We start from the raw sequence: 19,169 nt of genomic DNA, 5'->3' as shown, positions 1-19,169 counted from the left end.
GGCCACCGCCGGATCGCGGCGAGGGTGTCCGGTTGACGCCAGGTGCGGTCACCCTCCGGCGTGGTTCACTTCCGTGGTGCATCGAGAAGGGAATCCGCCGTGCCCCATGAGGTAGATCAGTCGTTCCTGGCCCTGCCGTTGCGGGCCCTCGCCGACGCGGCGCTCGCCCGCGCGCGTGCGCTGGGCGCCGAACACGCCGACTTCCGTATGGAGCGGGTGCGCAGCGCCTCCTGGCGGCTGCGGGACGCCCGGCCCGCCGCGTCCTCGGACACCACCGACCTGGGCTACGCGGTACGGGTGGTGCACGGCGGGGCCTGGGGCTTCGCGTCCGGGGTGGATCTGACGATGGACGCCGCGGCGAAGGTGGCCTCGCAGGCCGTCGCCATGGCGAAGCTGTCCGCCAAGGTGATCGCTGCGGCCGGTTCCGACGAGCGGGTCGAGCTGGCGGACGAGCCGGTGCACGGCGAGCGGACCTGGGTGTCGGCGTACGACGTCGACCCGTTCGAGGTGCCGGACGAGGAGAAGGCGGGGCTGCTCGCCGAGTGGAGCGCCCGGCTGCTGGCGGCGGAGGGCGTCGCGCATGTGGACGCGTCGCTGAACACCGTCCACGAGAACAAGTTCTACGCGGACACGGCCGGGACGGTGACCACCCAGCAGCGGGTCCGGCTGCACCCGGAGTTCACCGCGGTGGCCGTGGACGGGAAGACCGGCGAGTTCGACTCGATGCGGACGATCGCCCCGCCGGTGGGCCGCGGCTGGGAGTACCTGACCGGGACCGGCTGGGACTGGGCCGGTGAGCTGGAGCGGATCCCCGGGCTGCTGGCCGAGAAGATGCGCGCCCCGAGCGTCGAGGCGGGGACGTACGACCTGGTGGTCGACCCGTCCAACCTCTGGCTGACCATCCACGAGTCGATCGGCCACGCCACCGAGCTGGACCGGGCACTCGGGTACGAGGCGGCGTACGCCGGGACCTCGTTCGCGACCTTCGACCAGCTGGGCAAGCTGGCGTACGGCTCCCCCGTGATGAACGTGACCGGTGACCGCACCGCCGAGCACGGTCTCGCGACCATCGGGTACGACGACGAGGGCGTCGAGGCGCAGTCCTGGGACCTGGTGCGCGACGGGACGCTGGTCGGGTACCAGCTGGACCGGCGGATCGCGAAGCTGACCGGGCTGGGCCGTTCCAACGGCTGCGCGTACGCGGACTCCCCCGGCCATGTCCCCGTGCAGCGGATGGCCAACGTGTCCCTGCGGCCGGAGCCGGGCGGGCTGTCCACGGAGGACCTGATCGGCGGGGTGGAGCGCGGGATCTACGTGGTCGGCGACCGGTCCTGGTCGATCGACATGCAGCGGTACAACTTCCAGTTCACCGGCCAGCGGTTCTTCCGGATCGAGAACGGGCGGCTCGCCGGTCAGCTGCGCGACGTCGCGTACCAGGCGACGACGACGGACTTCTGGGGCTCGATGGAGAAGGTCGGCGGCCCGCAGACGTACGTGCTGGGCGGCGCCTTCAACTGCGGCAAGGCGCAGCCGGGGCAGGTCGCCGCCGTCTCGCACGGCTGCCCCTCCGCACTCTTCCGGGGCGTCAACATCCTCAACACGACTCAGGAGGCCGGCCGATGAGCGGTCGCCACGGAACCGGCTGGGGGTCCGGGGGCCGTCCCTCGGTGCAGCACAGTCTCAACACGACGCAGGAGGCCGGCCGATGAGCCGTGTCAGCAAGCCGTACGAGATCGTCGAGCGCGCGCTCGAACTGTCGACCGCCGACGGCTGCGTGGTCATCGCCGACGAGCACTCCTCGGCGAACCTGCGCTGGGCGGGCAACGCCCTCACCACGAACGGGGTGACCCGGGGCCGGACCCTCACCGTCGTCGCGACCGTCGACGGCGCGCAGGGCACCGCGTCCGGTGTGGTGTCCCGGGCCGCGGTCACCGCCGACGACCTGGAGCCGCTGGTGCGGGCCGCCGAGGCCGCGGCGCGCGGGGCCTCCCCGGCGGAGGACGCGCAGCCGCTGGTCACCGGGGTGGCCGCGTCGCCCGACTTCACGGACGCGCCGGCCGAGACCGGTTCGGAGGTCTTCGCGGACTTCGCCCCGGCGCTCGGCGACGCCTTCGCCCGTGCCCGCTCCGGCGGCCGCGAGCTGTACGGCTTCGCCCACCACCTGATGAGCTCCACGTATCTGGGGACGTCGACGGGGCTGCGGCTGCGCCACGACCAGCCGACCGGGACGCTGGAGCTGAACGCCAAGTCCCCCGACCGCACCCGTTCCTCCTGGGCGGGCCGCTCGACGCGCGACTTCAAGGACGTCGACCCGGCCGCGCTCGACGCGGAGCTGGCGCAGCGGCTGGGCTGGGCGGAGCGCCGTATCGAACTGCCCGCCGGTCGGTACGAGACGCTGCTCCCGCCGACGGCCGTCGCCGACCTGCTGATCTACCAGCTGTGGTCGTCGACCGCGCGGGACGCCGCGGAGGGCCGGACGGTCTTCTCCCGGCCGGGCGGCGGGACCAGGATCGGCGAGCAGCTGTCCGGGCTCCCGCTGACGCTGCGCAGCGATCCGTACGCCCCCGGGCTGGAGTCGGCGCCGTTCGTGATCGCCCATGCCTCCGGGGACGGGGCCTCCGTCTTCGACAACGGGCTGCCGCTGGCGCCGACCGACTGGGTGCGCGAGGGCAGGCTGGAGCGGCTGACGACGACCCGGCACACGGCGGAGCTGACCGGCCAGCCGGTCGCGCCGGCCGTCGACAACCTGCTGCTGGAGGGCGGCGGCGAGCGGTCCCTGGACGAGATGGTGGCGGCGACGACCGGGCGCGCGCTGCTGCTGACCTGCCTCTGGTACATCCGGGAGGTCGATCCGGCCACCCTGCTGCTGACCGGGCTGACCCGTGACGGGGTGTACCTGGTCGAGGACGGCGAGGTCGTCGGCGAGGTGAACAACTTCCGGTTCAACGAGTCGCCGGTCGACCTGCTGTCGCGGGCCTCGGAGGCGGGCCGCACCGAAAGGACGTTGCCGCGCGAGTGGGGCGACTGGTTCACTCGGGCCGCGATGCCCGCGCTGCGGATCCCCGACTTCAACATGAGCTCGGTGAGCCCCGGCGTGTGACCGCCTAAAATGGACGAGAAATCGTCATTCCCGTAAACGTACGAGGAGCACTGGAACCGTGACGGACATCGTCGACGAGCTGAAGTGGCGCGGGCTGTTCGCCCAGTCCACCGATGAGGACGCCCTGCGCAAGGCTCTCGCGGACGGCCCGGTCACGTTCTATTGCGGCTACGACCCCACCGCGGCCAGTCTGCACGTCGGCCATCTGGTGCAGGTGCTCACCATGCGCCGGCTCCAGCTGGCCGGGCTGCGTCCGCTGGCCCTGGTGGGCGGCGCCACCGGCCAGATCGGCGACCCGAGGCCGACCGCGGAGCGCACGCTGAACGACCCGGAGACGGTCGCCGCCTGGGTGGCGCGGCTGCGGGCCCAGATCGAGCCGTTCCTGTCCTTCGAGGGCGAGAACGCCGCGGTCATGGTCAACAACCTGGACTGGACCGCGGGGCTGTCCGCGATCGAGTTCCTCCGGGACATCGGCAAGCACTTCCGCGTCAACAAGATGCTGACGAAGGAGTCGATCGCCCGCCGGCTGGAGTCCGACGAGGGCATCAGCTACACCGAGTTCAGCTACCAGCTGCTCCAGAGCATGGACTTCCTGGAGCTGTACCGGCGCTACGGCTGCACGCTCCAGCAGGGCGGCAGCGACCAGTGGGGCAACCTCACGGCGGGCCTCGACCTGATCCACCGCCTGGAGCCGGGCGCCGAGGTGCACGCGCTGGCGACGCCGCTGATGACGAAGGCGGACGGGACCAAGTTCGGCAAGACCGAGGGCGGGGCCGTCTGGCTCGACCCGACGATGACCACGCCGTACGCGTTCTACCAGTTCTGGCTGAACGTGGACGACCGGGACGTCTCCCGGTACATGCGGATCCTCAGCTTCCGCAGCCCTGCCGAGCTGGAGGAGCTGGAGAAGGTCACCGAGGAGCGTCCGCAGGCCCGGACGGCGCAGCGCGCGCTGGCCGAGGAGCTGACGACGCTGGTGCACGGCGCCGACCAGTGCGCGGCGGTCGTCGCGGCGTCGAAGGCGCTGTTCGGCCAGGGCGAGCTCGGCGAACTGGACGGAGCGACGCTGGCCGCCGCCCTGTCCGAGGTGCCGCACGCGCGCGTCACCGAGCTGGGCCCGCTGGTGGATCTGCTGGTGGAGGTCGGTCTGGCGCCGAGCAAGTCGGGTGCCCGCCGCACGGTGAAGGAGGGCGGCGCGTACGTGAACAACGTGAAGGTCGTCGACGGTGAGGCCGCGCCGGCCCGCGAGGAGCTGCTGCACGGGCGCTGGCTGGTGCTGCGCCGGGGCAAGAAGAACCTCGCCGCCGTCGAGGTCACCGGCTGACCCCGGACCCGTATCCGCCACGCCGCGGCCGGACGCCCTCGGAGGGTGTCCGGCCGCGGTGCGTGGTGGCGGAGGGTCAGGTTCTGCTCCGGTTGCCGCGGACCGCGGCCCATACCGCGTCCCCGACGGCGACGACGACGATCGCGCCGATGAGCTGGAGGAGGTGGCGGGTCCAGTCGATGCCCTTGGTGTCGTTGACGCCGATCCAGGTGGCGACGGTGTTGCCGAGCACGCTGCCGACGATGCCGCAGACGATCGTCAGCCAGATCGGGATCTTCTGTTTGCCGGGCAGGATCGCCTTGGCGATCAGACCGAGCACCAGGCCCACGATGATTGCCCACAGCCAGCCCATGTCCGCCTCCTCGCGGGGCGCGGCGTCGCGCCCGTACGGACCAGTCTCGGGCCGGGGGCGGAGGACCGCATGCCGGACGCGTCCGCGCGTGGGGCCCTGGTACCGAAATGTACGAACGTGCCCGCCCCGGCCTCGTGAGCGCCGGGGGCCGGGCGTACCGTGGTTGCGGTCCGGTCCGTGAGCGGCCGGAGCGGGTCCGCGGTTCCCCCTGTCCGGTCGGGGGAAGCCGGGGGAAGGGTGAGGGAGACATGGTGCGGAAGCGGAGCGACGGCGAGGTCTTCCGGATCACCGGGGCGCGGCAGGGGCTGGCGGACGATGTCCGCGGCAGGCAGCGGCGCTATGTGATCTCGATGTCCGTGCGGACGCTGTCGGTGGTCCTGGCCGCGACGCTGTGGAACGTCGAGCGGTACGTCGCGATCGTGGCGCTCGCGCTCGGGATGCTGCTGCCCTACGTGGCGGTGGTCATCGCCAACGCGGGCCGGGAGACTCCTCGTTCGCTCCCCTCGACCTTCATCCCGGCACCGATGCGTCCGGCGCTCGACGCGGCGCCGGTGCCCGGGGCGGCCGAATCCGGTTCCGAGGGTGACGGGACGCACGGCGGCGGGGCACCGGCCTGAGCATGGGCCGCCCCGCGGATGACGGCCAATGCTCAAGAAATGCTCAGATCAATCATGAAGTTACGGTGCACCGCACCCCGGTCTGCGTGACATACTTCGAAGCGCGCTCCGCATCCCCCGTCGGAGCGACGGACTGACGCCGGGCAGCTCCCCCCGTGGCTGCCCGGCGTCGCCTTTTTCCTGGTGGTGCGGGGTCCGACATTAGGGTTGAGTCCGTGAACTCCCCTGAGAACGCGGCCGAGAGCGCCGCCGCCGCGCCCATCTGTTCCGCCAAGGGCTGCCGGGCCGACGCGGTCTGGGTGCTCGCCTGGAACAACCCGAAGGTGCACACCCCGGACCGTCGCAAGACCTGGCTGGCCTGCGAGGAGCACCGGGAACACCTGTCGTCGTTCCTCGGTGTCCGGGGCTTCCTGAAGGAGGTCGTGACGCTGACGGAGTGGGAGGCCCGGGCGGAGAACGTCTAGGGCGTGAGCCCTATCCGCCGATCGCCGACATCGGCCGGTCGGGCTGGAGGAAGGACGGGTCGTCCAGGCCCGATCCGGCTTTCTTGCCCCACATGGCGAGCGTCCAGATCCGGGCGATCTCCTCGTCCGGCGCGCCGGAGCGCAGGGCGCCGCGCAGGTCGGTCTCCTCGCGGGCGAAGAGGCAGGTGCGCACCTGGCCGTCGGCGGTGAGCCGGGTCCGGTCGCAGGCCCGGCAGAAGGGGCGGGTGACGGAGGCGATGACGCCGACCCGGTGGGGGCCGCCGTCGACGGTCCAGCGCTCGGCGGGGGCGGAGCCGCGGGCCCCGGCGTCCTCCTCGGTGAGGGTGAAGCGGGTGCGCAGCGAGGCGAGGATGTCGCCCGCCGTGATCATTCCGTCGCGCTTCCAGCCGTGCTGGGCGTCGAGCGGCATCTGCTCGATGAAGCGGAGCTCGTAGCCCTGCTCCACGGCCCAGGCGAGCAGGTCGGGGGCCTCGTCGTCGTTGAGGCCCGGCATCAGGACGCTGTTGACCTTGACGGGGGTGAGGCCGGCGTCGCGGGCGGCTTCGAGGCCGGCCAGTACGTCGTGGTGGCGGTCGCGGCGGGTGAGGGTCTTGAAGACGTCGGGGCGCAGGGTGTCCAGCGAGACGTTGACCCGGTCCAGGCCCGCGGCTTCGAGCGCCGCCGCCGTGCGCTTCAGGCCGATGCCGTTGGTGGTGAGGGAGAGCCGGGGGCGGGGGTCGAGGGCCGCGCACCGCTCGACGATGGAGACGAGCCCGGGGCGCAGCAGCGGTTCGCCGCCGGTGAAGCGGACCTCGGTGATGCCGAGGCGGGTGACGGCGATGCGGACCAGCCGGACGATCTCGTCGTCACTGAGCAGGTCGGGCTTGGCCAGCCACTGGAGCCCCTCTTCCGGCATGCAGTAGGTGCAGCGCAGGTTGCACCGGTCGGTCAGCGAGACGCGCAGGTCGGTGGCCACCCGGTCGTAGGTGTCGATGAGCATGTGGTCCCCCTCCCCCGTTCGCGGTCGCGGGTACCGGCCCCCGCCCGCTCCGGCCGGTATCTCCGGCCGGTCCTTCCGAGCCTACGCGAGAGCGGCTCCGCGGGTGGGGCCCGTTTGGCACGAGGAGGGCGCGGCCGTGTCGTAGGGATCTACGACACGGCCGCGGAGCCGGGTTCCCGCAGGTCGCGGCCCGGGTCAGTGCGCTCCGACGCCGGTGAGGGACTTGACCTCCAGCTCGGCGTACTTGCCCCGGTCGGGCTCCTCCTTGGAGAGCAGGGAGCCGATCCAGCCGAGCAGGAAGCCCAGCGGGATGGAGATAAGGCCGGGGTTCTCCAGCGGGAACCAGGCGAAGTCGACGCCCTTGAACATCGAGGTCTTCGGGTTGCCGGAGACGACCGGGGAGAACAGCACGAGGATCACCGAGCTGGCGAGGCCGCCGTAGATCGACCAGAGGGCGCCCTGGGTGGTGAACCGCTTCCAGAAGAGGCTGTAGAGGATGGTCGGCAGGTTGGCGGAGGCGGCGACGGCGAAGGCGAGGGCGACCAGTCCGGCGACGTTCATGTCGCGGGCGAAGGCGCCGAGGACGATCGCGACGGCGCCGATGAGGACGGTGGCCCAGCGGGCGGCCTTCATCTCCTCCTTCTCGGTGGCCTTCCCCTTGCGGATGACGTTGGCGTAGATGTCGTGGGCGAAGGAGGACGAGGAGGCGAGGGTGAGGCCGGCGACGACGGCGAGGATGGTGGCGAAGGCGACGGCCGAGATCACGGCGAGCAGGACGGCGCCGCTGGTGGAGCCGACGCCGCCGAGGTATTCGGCGAGCTGCGGGGCGGCGGCGTTCCCGGCCGGGTTCTTGGCCTTGATCTCGTCGGGGCCGATCAGGGCGGCGGCGCCGAAGCCGAGCGCGATGGTCATCAGGTAGAAGGCGCCGATGATGCCGATGGCCCAGTTGACCGACTTGCGGGCGGCCTTGGCGGTCGGGACCGTGTAGAAGCGGATCAGGATGTGCGGCAGGCCGGCGGTGCCGAGGACGAGGGCGATGCCCAGGGAGAGGAAGTCCAGCTTGGAGGTGCCGGTGGCGCCGTACTTGAGTCCGGGCTCCAGGAACGCCGCTCCGTGGCCGCTCTTCTCGGCGGCGGTGCCGAGCAGGTCGGAGATGTTGAAGTCGAACTTCAGCAGCACCAGGAAGGTCATCAGCAGGGCGCCCGCGATCAGCAGGACGGCCTTGACCATCTGCACCCAGGTGGTGCCCTTCATGCCGCCGATGGTGACGTAGACGATCATGAGGACGCCGACGAGGGAGACGATGAGGATCTTGCCGGCGTCGCTGGTGATGCCGAGCAGGAGGGAGACCAGGACGCCCGCGCCCGCCATCTGGGCCAGCAGGTAGAAGATCGAGACGACGATGGTGGAGACGCCGGCGGCGGTACGGACCGGGCGTTGGCGCATCCGGTAGGCGAGGACGTCGCCCATCGTGTAGCGGCCCGAGTTGCGCAGCGGTTCGGCGACCAGGAGCAGGGCCACCAGCCAGGCGACGAGGAAGCCGATGGAGTAGAGGAAGCCGTCGTAGCCGAAGAGGGCGATGGCCCCGGCGATGCCGAGGAACGAGGCGGCGGACATGTAGTCGCCGGAGACCGCGAGCCCGTTCTGGAAGGCGGTGAACTGGCGGCCGCCCGCGTAGAAGTCGGCGGCGCTGCGGGTCTGGCGGCCGGCCCAGACCGTGATGGCCAGGGTGGCGGCGACGAAGACGGCGAAGAGCGTGATGATCAGCGGCCGGTGCTCGGTGGTCGAGGAGGCGGCGAGCTGGAGGACGGTGTGCGAGGGATGTGCGGCGCTCATGCGTCGGCCTCCATACGGGACTTGATCGCCTCGGCCTTGGGGTCGAGCTTCGCCGCGGCGTGCCGCGAGTAGAACCAGGCGATGAGGAAGGTGGTGACGAACTGGGCGATGCCGAAGACGAAGGCGACGTTGATGTTGCCGAACACCTTGGTGCCCATGAAGCCGCCCGCGTAGTTGGACAGCAGCACGTAGAGCAGGTACCAGAGGACGAACGCGATGGTCAGCGGGAAGGCGAACGAGCGGTACGAGCGGCGCAGTTCGCCGAACTCCTCGCTCTCCTGCGTCGCGAGGAACGCCTCGGTCGTGGGCCGGTCGGGGCCGGCCTCCCCCTGGGCGGCCTCGGGCGGCGGTGCATCGGTAGCCACGGAATCTCCTCGCGACGCGGGTACGGGTGGTGTCGGACGACGGCGGGTCTCACAGGAGGGTCCGGCGGCGGGCGGAACGGGTGTCGGCGCGCCTTCCCCGACGAACGGCACGGAGGGCGCGGCGCGGCGGTTCACCGGACCGCGTACTTCTCCCGCACGATGTTCGACACCCGTCCGGCCGAATCAGGACGTCCCTACTCATTGATGAGCGGGCATGATCAGCGATAACTTCACTGGTCATGTACGCGACCGGGTGCGCCCGCGTCCGGTCGCCCGGTACGGATGATGTGGAGACCCCATGGCTCATCTGCGTTCCAGACGGACCCGCGCGCTCACGTTGCCCGTCGGACTGGCGCTCACGGCCTCGCTCGGCTTCCTGCCCGCGAACGCCGCCTCCGCCGCCCCCGTGGACGCGCCGTCCGCGGCCGCGGTGTCGACGGACGGCCCGAAGCTCTCCTACGTGGTCAACACGCGAAGCGGTCCCGGGACCGTCAAGCAGGTGACGAAGGCGATATCCCAGGCCGGCGGCACGGTCGTCGCCTCCTACGACAAGATCGGCGTCATCGTCGTCCACACGCAGAACCCGGACTTCGCGCAGACGATCCGCCGGGTCAAGGGCGTCGACTCCGCGGGGGCCACCCGCACCAACCCGATCGTCCCGCAGGCCACCACGGACACCGGGGCCGAGCAGCCGCTGACCGCCGCGCAGGCGAAGGCGGCGGCGGCCGGGGCGACCGCGGACCAGGACCCGATGGAACCCCTGCAGTGGGACATGCCCGCGATCAAGGCGGACCAGGCGCACAAGAAGACGCTGGGCAGCAGCAAGGTCACGGTCGCGGTCATCGACACGGGCGTCGACGACACCCATCCGGACCTGGCCCCGAACTTCGACCGGGCGGCGTCCGCCAGCTGCGCCTCCGGCGCAGCGGACACCTCGGACGGCGCCTGGCGCCCGAAGGCCGGCGAGAGCAACCACGGAACGCATGTCGCCGGGACCATCGCGGCCGCGAAGAACGGCATCGGCATCACGGGCGTCGCGCCGGGCGTCAAGCTGGCCGCCATCAAGGTGGCGAACCCGGACGGGTTCTTCTACACCGAGTCGATCGTCTGCGGCTTCATGTGGGCCGCCGAGCACAAGATCGACGTCACGAACAACAGCTATTACACCGACCCGTGGATGTTCAACTGCAAGAACGACGCCGACCAGGGCGCCCTGGTCGAGGCCGTCGCACGGGCCACCCGGTACGCGGAGCGCAAGGGCGCGGTCAACATCGCCTCGGCCGGCAACAGCGCCTTCGACCTGGCCTCCGACGCGATCGAGGACACCACCAGCCCGAACGACTCGACGCCCGGTTCCCGGACGATCGACCCGTCCGAGTGCCTGGACATCCCCGCGCAGCTGCCGGGTGTCGTGACGGTCTCCGCGACCGGCGCCAAGGGCCTGAAGGCCTCGTACTCGAACTACGGGAACGGCGTCATCGACGTGTCGGCCCCGGGCGGTGACTCGACGGTCTACCAGACGCCCGCCCCGCCGGCCACCAGCGGCCTGATCCTCTCCACGCTGCCCAACGGGCAGTACGGCTACAAGGCCGGTACGTCGATGGCCTCGCCGCACGTCGCGGGGGTCGCGGCCCTCATCAAGTCGACGCACCCGCACGCCTCGGCCGCCGCGGTGAAGGCGCTGCTGCTCGCAGAGGCGGACGCCACCGAGTGCGGTGCCCCGTACGACATCGACGGCGACGGCACGATCGACGCCGTCTGCGAGGGCGGCAAGAAGAAGAACGGCTTCTACGGTGCCGGTGTGGTGAACGCGCTGAACGCGGTCCGCTGGTAGCGGTACGCCCTGACGCGGCGGGAGGGACCGGAGCATGCGGCCGGTCCCTCCCGCAGTCGTTTCCGGCCTCCCTACCGCCGTCCGCCGTCCCGGCCGGGGGCACTTCCCCGAGATGGCACCCAGTGCCATAGTGACCGGATGGTGATGACACGGAAGTCCGGTACGGAGCAGGCGTGGACGGCGCTCGGCGGTGATCCCGCGCTGCTCGAACGGGTCGGGACGGACGGCCCCGAGGGGCTGCTGCCGTCCCGGCTGCCGGTGCGGGAGCTGGCCCGGTCCGCCGTCGCGGTGTGCTCCCTGGCCGCCGCCGAACTGGCCGCGCGCCGCACCGGGCGTCCGGTGGGCCGGGTCGTGGTCGACGAGGCCGCGGTGGCCACGGCGTTCGTCAGCGAACGCCATCTGCGGATCGACGGGCGCGCGCCGGTCTCCTTCGCCCCGCTGTCCCGGTTCTGGCCCTGCGCCGACGGCTGGGTCCGCACCCACGCCAACTACCCGCACCACCGGTCCCGGCTGCTCGGCACCCTGGGGCTGGCGCCGGACGCCCCGGACGGGCTCGCGGTGGAGGCCGTCGCCGCGTCGTTCGCGGGGCGCCGGGGCGAGGAGATCGAGCGGACGGTGTACGCGGCGGGCGGTCTCGCCGTGGCCGCCCGTACCCCCGGGCAGTGGGCAGCCGGTCCGCAGGGCGCCTCGGTCGCGGCCACCGGGCTGGTGGGCCGGGAGCGGCTCGACGACGCACCGGCGCGCGGGGCGGCGGCGCTCACCGGCGATCCGCTGCTGCCCGCCGCCGGGGTGCGGGTCCTCGACCTCAGCCGGGTGCTCGCGGGGCCGGTCGCCACCCGTACCCTCGCGCTGCTCGGCGCGGACGTGCTGCGGATCGACCCGCCGCGTTTCCCGGAGAGCCCGGACGCGCACGCCGACACCGGGTTCGGGAAGCGGTCGGTGGAGCTGGACCTGGCCGCACCGGCGGGGGCCGCCGCCCTCGACCGGCTGCTGTCCGGGGCGGACGTGGTGGTCACCGGCTACCGGCCCGGGGCGCTGGACCGGTTCGGGCTGACGCCCGGTGAACTGGCCGCGCGCCGACCGGGCGTGGTGGTCGCGCGGCTCTCCGCCTGGGGGACGGCCGGCCCGTGGGCGGGACGGCGCGGCTTCGACAGCCTCGTCCAGGTGGCCACCGGCATCGCGGCGGTGGAGGCGGGGGACGGGGAGCGGCCGGGCGCGCTGCCCGCCCAGGCGCTCGACCACGGCACCGGCTACCTGCTGGCCGCCGCCGTGCTGCGGGCGCTGACCGAGCAGCACGACACGGGCGGCTCCCGGCTGGTGACGCTCTCGCTGGCCCGTACCGCCGGCTGGCTGCTCGGCGAACTGCCCGCCCCGGCCGCCCGGGAGGGCACGGGGGCCGCCTACGAGCCGGAGCGGTGGCTGACGGAGACCGGCAGTCCGCTGGGCCGGCTGCGGCACGCGGTGTCACCGGTCGCGTTCGAGGGCGGCCCCGCCGGCTGGTCGCGGCCGCCCGGCCGCCTCGGGGCCGACACCGCCGACTGGCTCACGGGCTGACGGGCTCCGCCGTCCCCTCCGCCGTGCGCCCGGCCGCCGGCCGGGCGCCCAGCACCCCGACGGTCAGCAGGAACTGGGCCGCGAGGTAGGTGGACATGACCCAGAAACCGGGGGCGGGCAGCTGCGGCCAGTCGGCGATGCCGGTGGCGATCAGCGTGTCGGAGAGCAGGAAGAGCGCACCGCCGACGGCCGCGTACCGGCCGAGCGTGCCCGCCCGGTAGGCCATCGCCGCGAGCAGCAGGCTGTAGCAGGTCATCGGAACACGCAGCCCTTCCGGCAGCCCGCTCCACAGCAGTGCGACGACGGTGGCCAGGACGACCGCGTACCCGGCCCCGACCGGCACCGAGGAGCGGGCCCGCCCGAACAGCCACAGGTAGCAGACGTGGCCCACGGCGAAGGAGCCCATCCCCACGAGGAAGCCGAGGTCCGAGTCGAACAGCAGGAAGGTGTCGCCGCCCCAGCCGAACAGCAGCGCGGCGACGAGCAGCCGGGGCCCGCGCCGGGCGACGGCGTACCCGGCCAGCAGCGGCATCAGCAGCGGCTTGGCCGTCTGGTGCGCGGCCGGGAGGTCGGCGAGCACCCCGACGAGGTCGACGGCCGAGGCCACCAGGAAGGCGACGAGCAGCGGGCGTACCAGACGCTCCCGCAGGTCGGGGGCGGTGTCGGTGGTCATCCGGCGGTCTCCTCGGGGGCGGGGGCGGTACGAGCGGTGGCGGTGGCCGGCTGCCAGCCGGGGCCCCGGAAGACCCGTCCGGCCCGCTCGCCCCAGCTGCCCGCCGCCCGCACGTCACGGGCGATCGCGGCGTACTCGTGGGTGGCGACCCGGAGCGGGTTGAAGGTCCCGATGTTCTTGGTGAGGCCGAAGACGGGCCGCTCGGTCTCGGCGGTGAACGAGCCGAAGAGCCGGTCCCAGACGATCAGGATGCCGCCGAAGTTCCGGTCCAGGTAGCCGCCCTGCGAGGCGTGGTGCACCCGGTGGTGGGACGGCGTGTTCAGTACGTACTCGAAAGGCCGGGGCAGCTTGTCGACGCGTTCGGTGTGCACCCAGAACTGGTAGACGAGATTGGCCGAGGAGCAGAAGGCGAGCGCCGCCGGATGGACCCCGCACGCGATCATCGGCAGGTAGAACGGCCAGACGGTCAGCGAGGTCCAGGGCTGGCGCAGCGCGGTGGAGAGGTTGAACTTCCGGCTGGAGTGGTGGACCACGTGGCAGGCCCAGAGGATACGGATCACATGGTGTCCGCGGTGCGACCAGTAGTAGAAGAAGTCCTGCGCGAGCAGCATCAGCAGGATCGTCCACCACAGCACGGGTACGCGGAGCGGGGTCAGTTCGTAGACCGCCGTGTAGATCGCGACGATGGGGACTTTCCACAGCAGGTCGAAAACGAGACTGCCCAGCCCCATGGTGATGCTGGTGACGGTGTCCTTCGCCTCGTACCCGGCGGTCTCCTCGTCCGGGTGGAAGTGGTGCAGGGCCATTTCCAGGACGGTGAGCAGGACGAAGGCCGGTATGGACCAGAGCACGACATCGGGCAGGTTCGGCGGCATGCCTGCACCGTAGAGCCGCAGGTCGGCCGGGGACTAGAGGTGGTTACCAACAAGTATGCGAGACAAGCTGTCAGCAGTCTTTGGAGGCTTCCGCCAAGAAGGGCCGCCCACGCGTCGTACGATCCCTCCGTCAGGGTGTCCGGCGGGGGAGGGAACGCGCTTGTCCGGTCTGGAAGTTGCCCTGCTCCGGCTGGCGACGACGGTCGCTTCCACGGTGGCCAGGTCGCTGCTCGTGAAGAAGCCGGGCGCGGGGCTCGTCCCGGACCCGGTGCGCCCGCTCCCCCGCCCGGCGGCCCCGGACCGGCTGGCCCGGGTCCTCGGCGACCGGCTGGCGGAGTCGTACGCCGGGCTGCCGGAGCACGAACGGCTGGCGGCGGTGGACGCGGTACGGGACGCCTTCGCGGCGGCGGGCGGGCCGACGCCGGAGCGGCTGTTCGCCGTGGACCTCGATCCGGAACGGCTGGCCGCCGAACTGCCGCCGCCCGACGCGGGCCTGTCGGAGCGGGCGGCCGGGCTGTACGGGGAGCTGCTCGTCCGGTGCTGCGCGCATCTGGTGGAGCAGCTGACCGCCGACCCGTCCTTCCTGGCGCGCGCGGCGGTGGAGCAGACCCGCGCGACGGCCCGGACGCGGGAGCTGGTCGCGGACGTACGGGACCGGGTCGGCCCGCGCCCGGACGCCGCCGCGCTGGAGTTCGAGCAGCGGTACGCGCGGTTCATGGCCACGTCGCACGGCCGGATGGGGCTGTTCGGGCTGACGCTCGGGCGGACCGCCGCCGAGTGGCCGCTGGAGACGGCCTACATCAGTCTGACGGTGAGCGGGGGTGCCGTCCGGCACCACGACGGGCTGGACCACCCGGTCGCGGTGACGGTCTCCGTGGAGCAGGCCCTCGCCGGGACGGACCGGCTGCTGCTGCGGGGCCCGGCCGGTTCGGGCAAGAGCACCCTGGTGCAGTGGCTGGCGGTGAACGCCGCCCGCCGCACGTTCGGCCCCGCCCTGGCGGAGTGGAACCGCTGCGTGCCCTTCGTCCTGCGGCTGCGCGCGTTCACCTCGGACGATGCGCTGCCCGTACCGGACGATTTCCTGCGCGCGACCGGGGTCCCGCTGCACGGCGCGGCGCCCGCCGGGTGGGCCGACCGGCTGCTGACCGAGGGCCGGGCACTGGTCCTGGTCGACGGGGTGGACGAGGTCCCGATGCGGCAGCGGCGGCGCACCGAGAAGTGGCTGAAGGACCTGATCACGGCGTACCCGGAGGCCCGGTACGTGGTGACGACCCGGCCGTCGGCGGTGCCGGAGAGCTGGCTGTCCGGTCCGGGTCTCGGTTTCGAGCCGCACGCGCTGCTGCCGATGAGCCGGGAGGACATCCGCCTGTTCGTCGAGCACTGGCACGCGGCGGCCCGCACGGAGTGCCCCTCCCCGGAGGAGCGCGAGCAGCTCGATGTGTACGAGGCCTCGCTGCGGCGCGCGGTGGGCACGCGCCGCGACCTGGCACGGCTCGCGACGAACCCGCTGATGTGCGCCCTGCTGTGCGCGCTGAACCGGGACCGGCGGATGCAACTCCCGCGAGCCCGGAAGGAGTTGTACGACGCCGCCCTGGACATGCTGCTGGTCCGCCGGGACACCGAGCGGGACATCGCCGGGGTCGAGGGCGTCGACCTGACCCGCGAGGAGCAGACGGCGCTGCTGCAACGCCTCGCGTACTGGCTGATCCGCAACGGCCAGGCCGAGGCCGACCGCACCGAGGCCCAGGAGATGGTGGGCGAGTGGCTGACGGCCATGCCCCAGGTACGGGGCGGCGCCGGGGCGGTCTTCGCCCATCTCCTCATCCGGAGCGGCCTGTTGCGCGAACCGGCACCGGGCGCGGTGGGGTTCGTGCACCGGACGTTCCAGGACTACCTGGGCGCCAGGGCGGCGGTGGAGGCCCGCGACTTCGGCGTACTGGTGAAGCACGGACACGACGACCAGTGGCACGACGTGATCCAGATGGCGGTGGGCCACGCCCGGATGGACGAACGAACCCTGCTTCTGAGCAAGTTGTTGCACCGCTCCGAGGAGGAGCCGGAACAGCGGCACCGTCTGGTGCTACTGGCGGCGGCGAGCCTGGACCACGCACCGGAGTTGCATCCCGCTGTGCGCTCCGAGGTCCAGGCGCGGACGGAGAAGTTGCTGCCGCCCCTGGCCCCCGGGGACGCCGACGAACTCGCCAAGGCGGGTGAGCTGGTCCTGGACCTGCTGCCGAAGCCCGGCACCCTGAGCGCGGGCACCGCCGCCGCGATCGTGCGGACGGCGTCACTGGTCGGAGGAGATGCCGCGTTCGAGGTGGCGGCCGGATTCAAGGAGGACGAACGGCCCGAGGTCTCCCGCCAGCTCACGGAGGGCTGGGGGGCCTTCCCAGCCGAGGAATACGCCAGGGAGGTACTCTCCGCCGGTTCCTGGACCACGTCGTACCTGTACGTGCGCAGAGCCGATCAGCTCGACGCACTGCATCACACGCGCCGCGCCCGGCGGGTACACGTGAGCGGCGACCATGCCGATCTCACCCCCCTCCTCCGACTGGACGCCCCGGAAGCGCTCTTCCTGTACGCCAACGATGCGCTGACCGACCTCTCTGTCCTGGCCTCCATTCCCTCACTGACCGACGTTGGGCTCAGCCTCTGTTCGCAGGTGAAGGACCTGGGCCCGCTGGCCGGCCCCGGGTTGAGAAGCCTCCTGCTGCACGAGATCGACTCCGATGTGTCACTCCAGCCACTGCGCGACATGACGGGACTCGAGGACTTCACGGCCCAGCATCCTCTGCTCGTCGAGAGCGCGGGCGAACTGCCTCTCGGGCCTCAACTCGTCAACCTCGGATTCTCCCGCCAGGCCCGGTACCTGAGTCTCGACGGCATCGAGCGCTGGCCGCATCTGGACTCGCTCACGATCGGGGGCCGGACCCAACTCCACCAACTGGAGAGGCAGCCGTCCCTCGCCACGCTCACGGGGCTGGGAGTGCACGAGGTGGATCACTTCGACCCCCGGCTGATTCTCACCCTCACCGGTCTGCAACGGCTCTTCCTGTTCCGCTGCGGCGGCGTCGCCGATCTGACTCCACTGCGCGAACTGCCCGGCCTCAGCTCGCTCCGGCTGAGTCACTGCGCCCAGGACGCTTCCCCGATCGATCTGAGCCCGCTGGCCGATGCCGAGCACATCACTCTCACACTGCTGGGCGACACCCGGGTCACCGGCACCGACCGCTTCCCGCCCGAGCGCATCGTGCGCCTCGCCTGACGGGACTCACACCCCCACCGCCCCCAGCAACTCCCCCGCCGCGTAGGTGACCGCCATCGCCACCGCGCCCCCCGCCATGTTCCGCAGCACCGCCGGGCCGATCCGGGCCTCCCCGAGGCGGGCGCTCCACCAGCCGGTGAACGCCAGGGCCGCCAGCACCGAGACCACGGTCACCGGGAGGCGCAACGTTGACGGCGGGAGCACGATCGCGAGGAGGGGCAGCAGGGCACCGACCGTGAAGGCGAGGAAGCTGGCGCCCGCCGCGTGCCAGGGGTTCGTCAGCTCGTCCGGGTCGATGCCGAGTTCGACCTCCGCGTGGGCGCGCAGCGCGTCGCGTTCGGTGAGCTGGACGGCGGCCTCGCGGGCGATGTCGTGGCTCAGCCCCTTGCCCTGCAGGAGGCCGGTCAGCTCTTCGAGTTCCGCCTCCGGGGTCTCCTTGAGCTCGCGTTTCTCCGTCGCGAGGGCGGCCTGCTCCGAGTCCCGCTGGGTGGAGACCGAGACGTACTCCCCCGCGGCCATCGACATGGAGCCGGCCAGCAGTCCGGCCAGGCCCGCCGTGAGGAGGGCGCCCCGGTCGCCGGTGGCACCGGCGACGCCGACCACCAGGCCAGCGGTGGAGACCACACCGTCGTTGGCGCCGAGGACCGCGGCGCGCAGCCAGTTCAGCCGTGCGCCGAGTCCGTTGCCGTGCGGTTCGTGGTGTCCCCGGGTATCCGTCACCCGGGGATGGTCTCACCCCGGGCGGCGCGTCGGGGGGTACCGGCCCGGTCGCCCCGCGGGGTGTCGCGCGGCGGGGCGGCCGCCGGGTCCGGCCGTTCCCGAATAGGAGACTGTCAGTGGCGGCCCGTATTCTCTGTGACCATGCTCGACGACCGCCAGACCGCAGCACCGTGGCCGACCGCCTACCCGCAGGGGTACGCGGTCGTCGACGTGGAGACCACCGGACTCGCCCGGGACGACCGGATAGTGTCCGCCGCCGTCTACCGTCTGGACGCGCAGGGCGATGTCGAGGACCACTGGTACACCCTGGTCAACCCCGAGCGTGATCCCGGCCCGGTCTGGATCCACGGGCTGACCAGCGACGTGCTGGAGGGCGCTCCGCTCTTCCCGGAGATCGCCGCACAGCTCTCGGAGCGGCTCGCCGGGCGGGTGCTCGTCGCGCACAACGCGGCGTTCGACTGGTCGATGCTGGCCCGGGAGTACGCGCGGGCCTCGGTCGTCGCCCCCGTCGAGCAGCGGCTGTGCACGATCGCGCTCGCCAAGGAGCTGCGGCTGCCGCTGCCCAACCACAAGCTGGAGTCGCTCGCCGCGCATTTCGGTGTCGTGCAGCAGCGCGCCCACCACGCGCTGGACGACGCCCGGGTGCTGGCCGAGGCGTTCCGGCCGAGTCTGCACGCGGCGGCGCGGGACGGGGTGCGGCTGCCGCTGCTGGAGTGCCGGCCGCTGACCGAGTGGTCGGAGTCGCCGGTCACCCCGAGGGTGGGCTACCAGTCCTCGTACGGTCACGGCAGCTGGCGCACCTCGCGCAAGCGCCCGCCGTGCCCGTACCCCAACCCCGGGCGGTACGAGAAGGAGAAGCCGCTGATGCAGGGCATGCGGGTGGCGTTCTCCGGTGACACCTCGATAGACCGCGAGCTGCTGGAGGACCGGGCCGTGGAGGCCGGGCTGCATGTGGCGACGAGCGTCTCCCGGCTGACCAGCCTGCTGGTCACCAACGACCCGGACGCGGCGACGTCGAAGACGGTCAAGGCCAAGTCGTTCGGCACCCCGATCCTGGACGAGAGCGCCTTCACCCACCTGTTGCGCGACGTGGCCCCGGCGTCGGGCCGGCCGGCCGCTCCGCCGTCGGCGGCCGCGCCGTCATCGGAGTGAACCGGCGCGACTCGCCCGCCCGCCGCTCGCCCGTCGCC

Annotated in this window: 16 protein-coding genes; 9 read left to right on the top strand and 7 right to left on the bottom strand. The window is 72.3% G+C overall.

What is annotated here, in order from left to right:
• The first annotated feature begins 99 nt into the window (after nt 1–99).
• The 3 genes from ACIQGQ_RS16560 (at nt 100) to tyrS (ending at nt 4,424) form a co-directional block, all read left to right on the top strand.
• Nucleotides 100–1,623: a TldD/PmbA family protein gene (locus ACIQGQ_RS16560; RefSeq protein ID WP_402395958.1), complete on the top strand. Its 1,524-nt coding sequence runs from the start codon at nt 100–102 to the stop codon at nt 1,621–1,623.
• 82 nt (nt 1,624–1,705) lie between these two features.
• Complete coding sequence (locus ACIQGQ_RS16555) at nt 1,706–3,100, top strand: metallopeptidase TldD-related protein (protein WP_402395956.1); 1,395 nt, start codon at nt 1,706–1,708, stop codon at nt 3,098–3,100.
• A gap of 58 nt (nt 3,101–3,158) precedes the next feature.
• The gene (gene tyrS, locus ACIQGQ_RS16550) at nt 3,159–4,424 is read left to right on the top strand and encodes a tyrosine--tRNA ligase (RefSeq protein WP_366299726.1); all 1,266 of its coding nucleotides are present in this window, start codon (nt 3,159–3,161) and stop codon (nt 4,422–4,424) included.
• A 76-nt stretch (nt 4,425–4,500) separates the two neighbouring features.
• On the opposite strand, the gene ACIQGQ_RS16545 is transcribed toward tyrS, so the two are convergent.
• Complete coding sequence (locus ACIQGQ_RS16545) at nt 4,501–4,776, bottom strand: GlsB/YeaQ/YmgE family stress response membrane protein (protein ID WP_402395953.1); 276 nt, start codon at nt 4,774–4,776, stop codon at nt 4,501–4,503.
• Between the two features lie 248 nt (nt 4,777–5,024).
• Between ACIQGQ_RS16545 and ACIQGQ_RS16540 the strand changes: the two genes are divergently transcribed.
• Together ACIQGQ_RS16540 and ACIQGQ_RS16535 are read left to right on the top strand one after the other, a co-directional pair.
• Nucleotides 5,025–5,393 carry a DUF3099 domain-containing protein gene (locus tag ACIQGQ_RS16540; protein ID WP_402395950.1) on the top strand — a complete coding sequence of 123 codons (369 nt, stop codon included), beginning with the start codon at nt 5,025–5,027 and terminating at the stop codon, nt 5,391–5,393.
• A gap of 215 nt (nt 5,394–5,608) precedes the next feature.
• The gene (locus ACIQGQ_RS16535; RefSeq protein ID WP_402395948.1) at nt 5,609–5,857 is read left to right on the top strand and encodes a hypothetical protein; all 249 of its coding nucleotides are present in this window, start codon (nt 5,609–5,611) and stop codon (nt 5,855–5,857) included.
• Between the two features lie 10 nt (nt 5,858–5,867).
• On the opposite strand, the gene moaA is transcribed toward ACIQGQ_RS16535, so the two are convergent.
• The 3 genes from moaA to ACIQGQ_RS16520 all read right to left on the bottom strand — a co-directional run bounded on the left by moaA (nt 5,868) and on the right by ACIQGQ_RS16520 (nt 9,058).
• On the bottom strand, nt 5,868–6,857 hold the full coding sequence (gene moaA, locus ACIQGQ_RS16530) for a GTP 3',8-cyclase MoaA (protein ID WP_402395945.1): 990 nt from the start codon (nt 6,855–6,857) through the stop codon (nt 5,868–5,870).
• A 195-nt stretch (nt 6,858–7,052) separates the two neighbouring features.
• Nucleotides 7,053–8,693: a cation acetate symporter gene (locus ACIQGQ_RS16525; RefSeq protein WP_402395942.1), complete on the bottom strand. Its 1,641-nt coding sequence runs from the start codon at nt 8,691–8,693 to the stop codon at nt 7,053–7,055.
• Nucleotides 8,690–9,058, bottom strand: coding sequence for a DUF485 domain-containing protein (locus ACIQGQ_RS16520; protein WP_402395940.1), 369 nt, complete (start codon nt 9,056–9,058; stop codon nt 8,690–8,692). Before ACIQGQ_RS16520 ends, ACIQGQ_RS16525 begins: the two co-directional genes overlap by 4 nt.
• A gap of 298 nt (nt 9,059–9,356) precedes the next feature.
• Between ACIQGQ_RS16520 and ACIQGQ_RS16515 the strand changes: the two genes are divergently transcribed.
• Complete coding sequence (locus ACIQGQ_RS16515) at nt 9,357–10,892, top strand: S8 family serine peptidase (protein ID WP_366299688.1); 1,536 nt, start codon at nt 9,357–9,359, stop codon at nt 10,890–10,892.
• Between the two features lie 138 nt (nt 10,893–11,030).
• A complete protein-coding gene (locus tag ACIQGQ_RS16510) occupies nt 11,031–12,446 on the top strand; it encodes a CoA transferase (protein ID WP_402395937.1) in 1,416 nt (471 codons plus the stop codon).
• Here the strand turns inward: ACIQGQ_RS16510 and ACIQGQ_RS16505 are convergent.
• Nucleotides 12,436–13,119: a lysoplasmalogenase gene (locus tag ACIQGQ_RS16505; RefSeq protein WP_402395935.1), complete on the bottom strand. Its 684-nt coding sequence runs from the start codon at nt 13,117–13,119 to the stop codon at nt 12,436–12,438. The genes ACIQGQ_RS16510 and ACIQGQ_RS16505 overlap by 11 nt on opposite strands.
• Complete coding sequence (locus ACIQGQ_RS16500) at nt 13,116–13,994, bottom strand: sterol desaturase family protein (protein WP_402395933.1); 879 nt, start codon at nt 13,992–13,994, stop codon at nt 13,116–13,118. Before ACIQGQ_RS16500 ends, ACIQGQ_RS16505 begins: the two co-directional genes overlap by 4 nt.
• Nucleotides 13,995–14,154: 160 nt before the next feature.
• Between ACIQGQ_RS16500 and ACIQGQ_RS16495 the strand changes: the two genes are divergently transcribed.
• Nucleotides 14,155–17,259 carry an NACHT domain-containing protein gene (locus ACIQGQ_RS16495; RefSeq protein WP_402395931.1) on the top strand — a complete coding sequence of 1,035 codons (3,105 nt, stop codon included), beginning with the start codon at nt 14,155–14,157 and terminating at the stop codon, nt 17,257–17,259.
• 6 nt (nt 17,260–17,265) lie between these two features.
• Here the strand turns inward: ACIQGQ_RS16495 and ACIQGQ_RS16490 are convergent, their stop codons facing one another.
• The gene (locus ACIQGQ_RS16490; protein WP_402395928.1) at nt 17,266–17,979 is read right to left on the bottom strand and encodes a VIT family protein; all 714 of its coding nucleotides are present in this window, start codon (nt 17,977–17,979) and stop codon (nt 17,266–17,268) included.
• A gap of 135 nt (nt 17,980–18,114) precedes the next feature.
• Here ACIQGQ_RS16490 and ACIQGQ_RS16485 point away from each other — a divergent pair, with 135 nt between their 5' ends.
• Nucleotides 18,115–19,131 (top strand): DEDDh family exonuclease, encoded by a 1,017-nt coding sequence (locus ACIQGQ_RS16485; protein ID WP_402395925.1) that lies wholly within the window; start codon nt 18,115–18,117, stop codon nt 19,129–19,131.
• The last annotated feature ends 38 nt before the right edge of the window (nt 19,132–19,169 follow it).

The sequence above is a fragment of the Streptomyces sp. NPDC092952 genome (assembly GCF_044754785.1).
In the GTDB taxonomy this organism is placed as follows: domain Bacteria; phylum Actinomycetota; class Actinomycetes; order Streptomycetales; family Streptomycetaceae; genus Streptomyces.
This window is presented reverse-complemented; position numbering and strand designations above follow the sequence as displayed.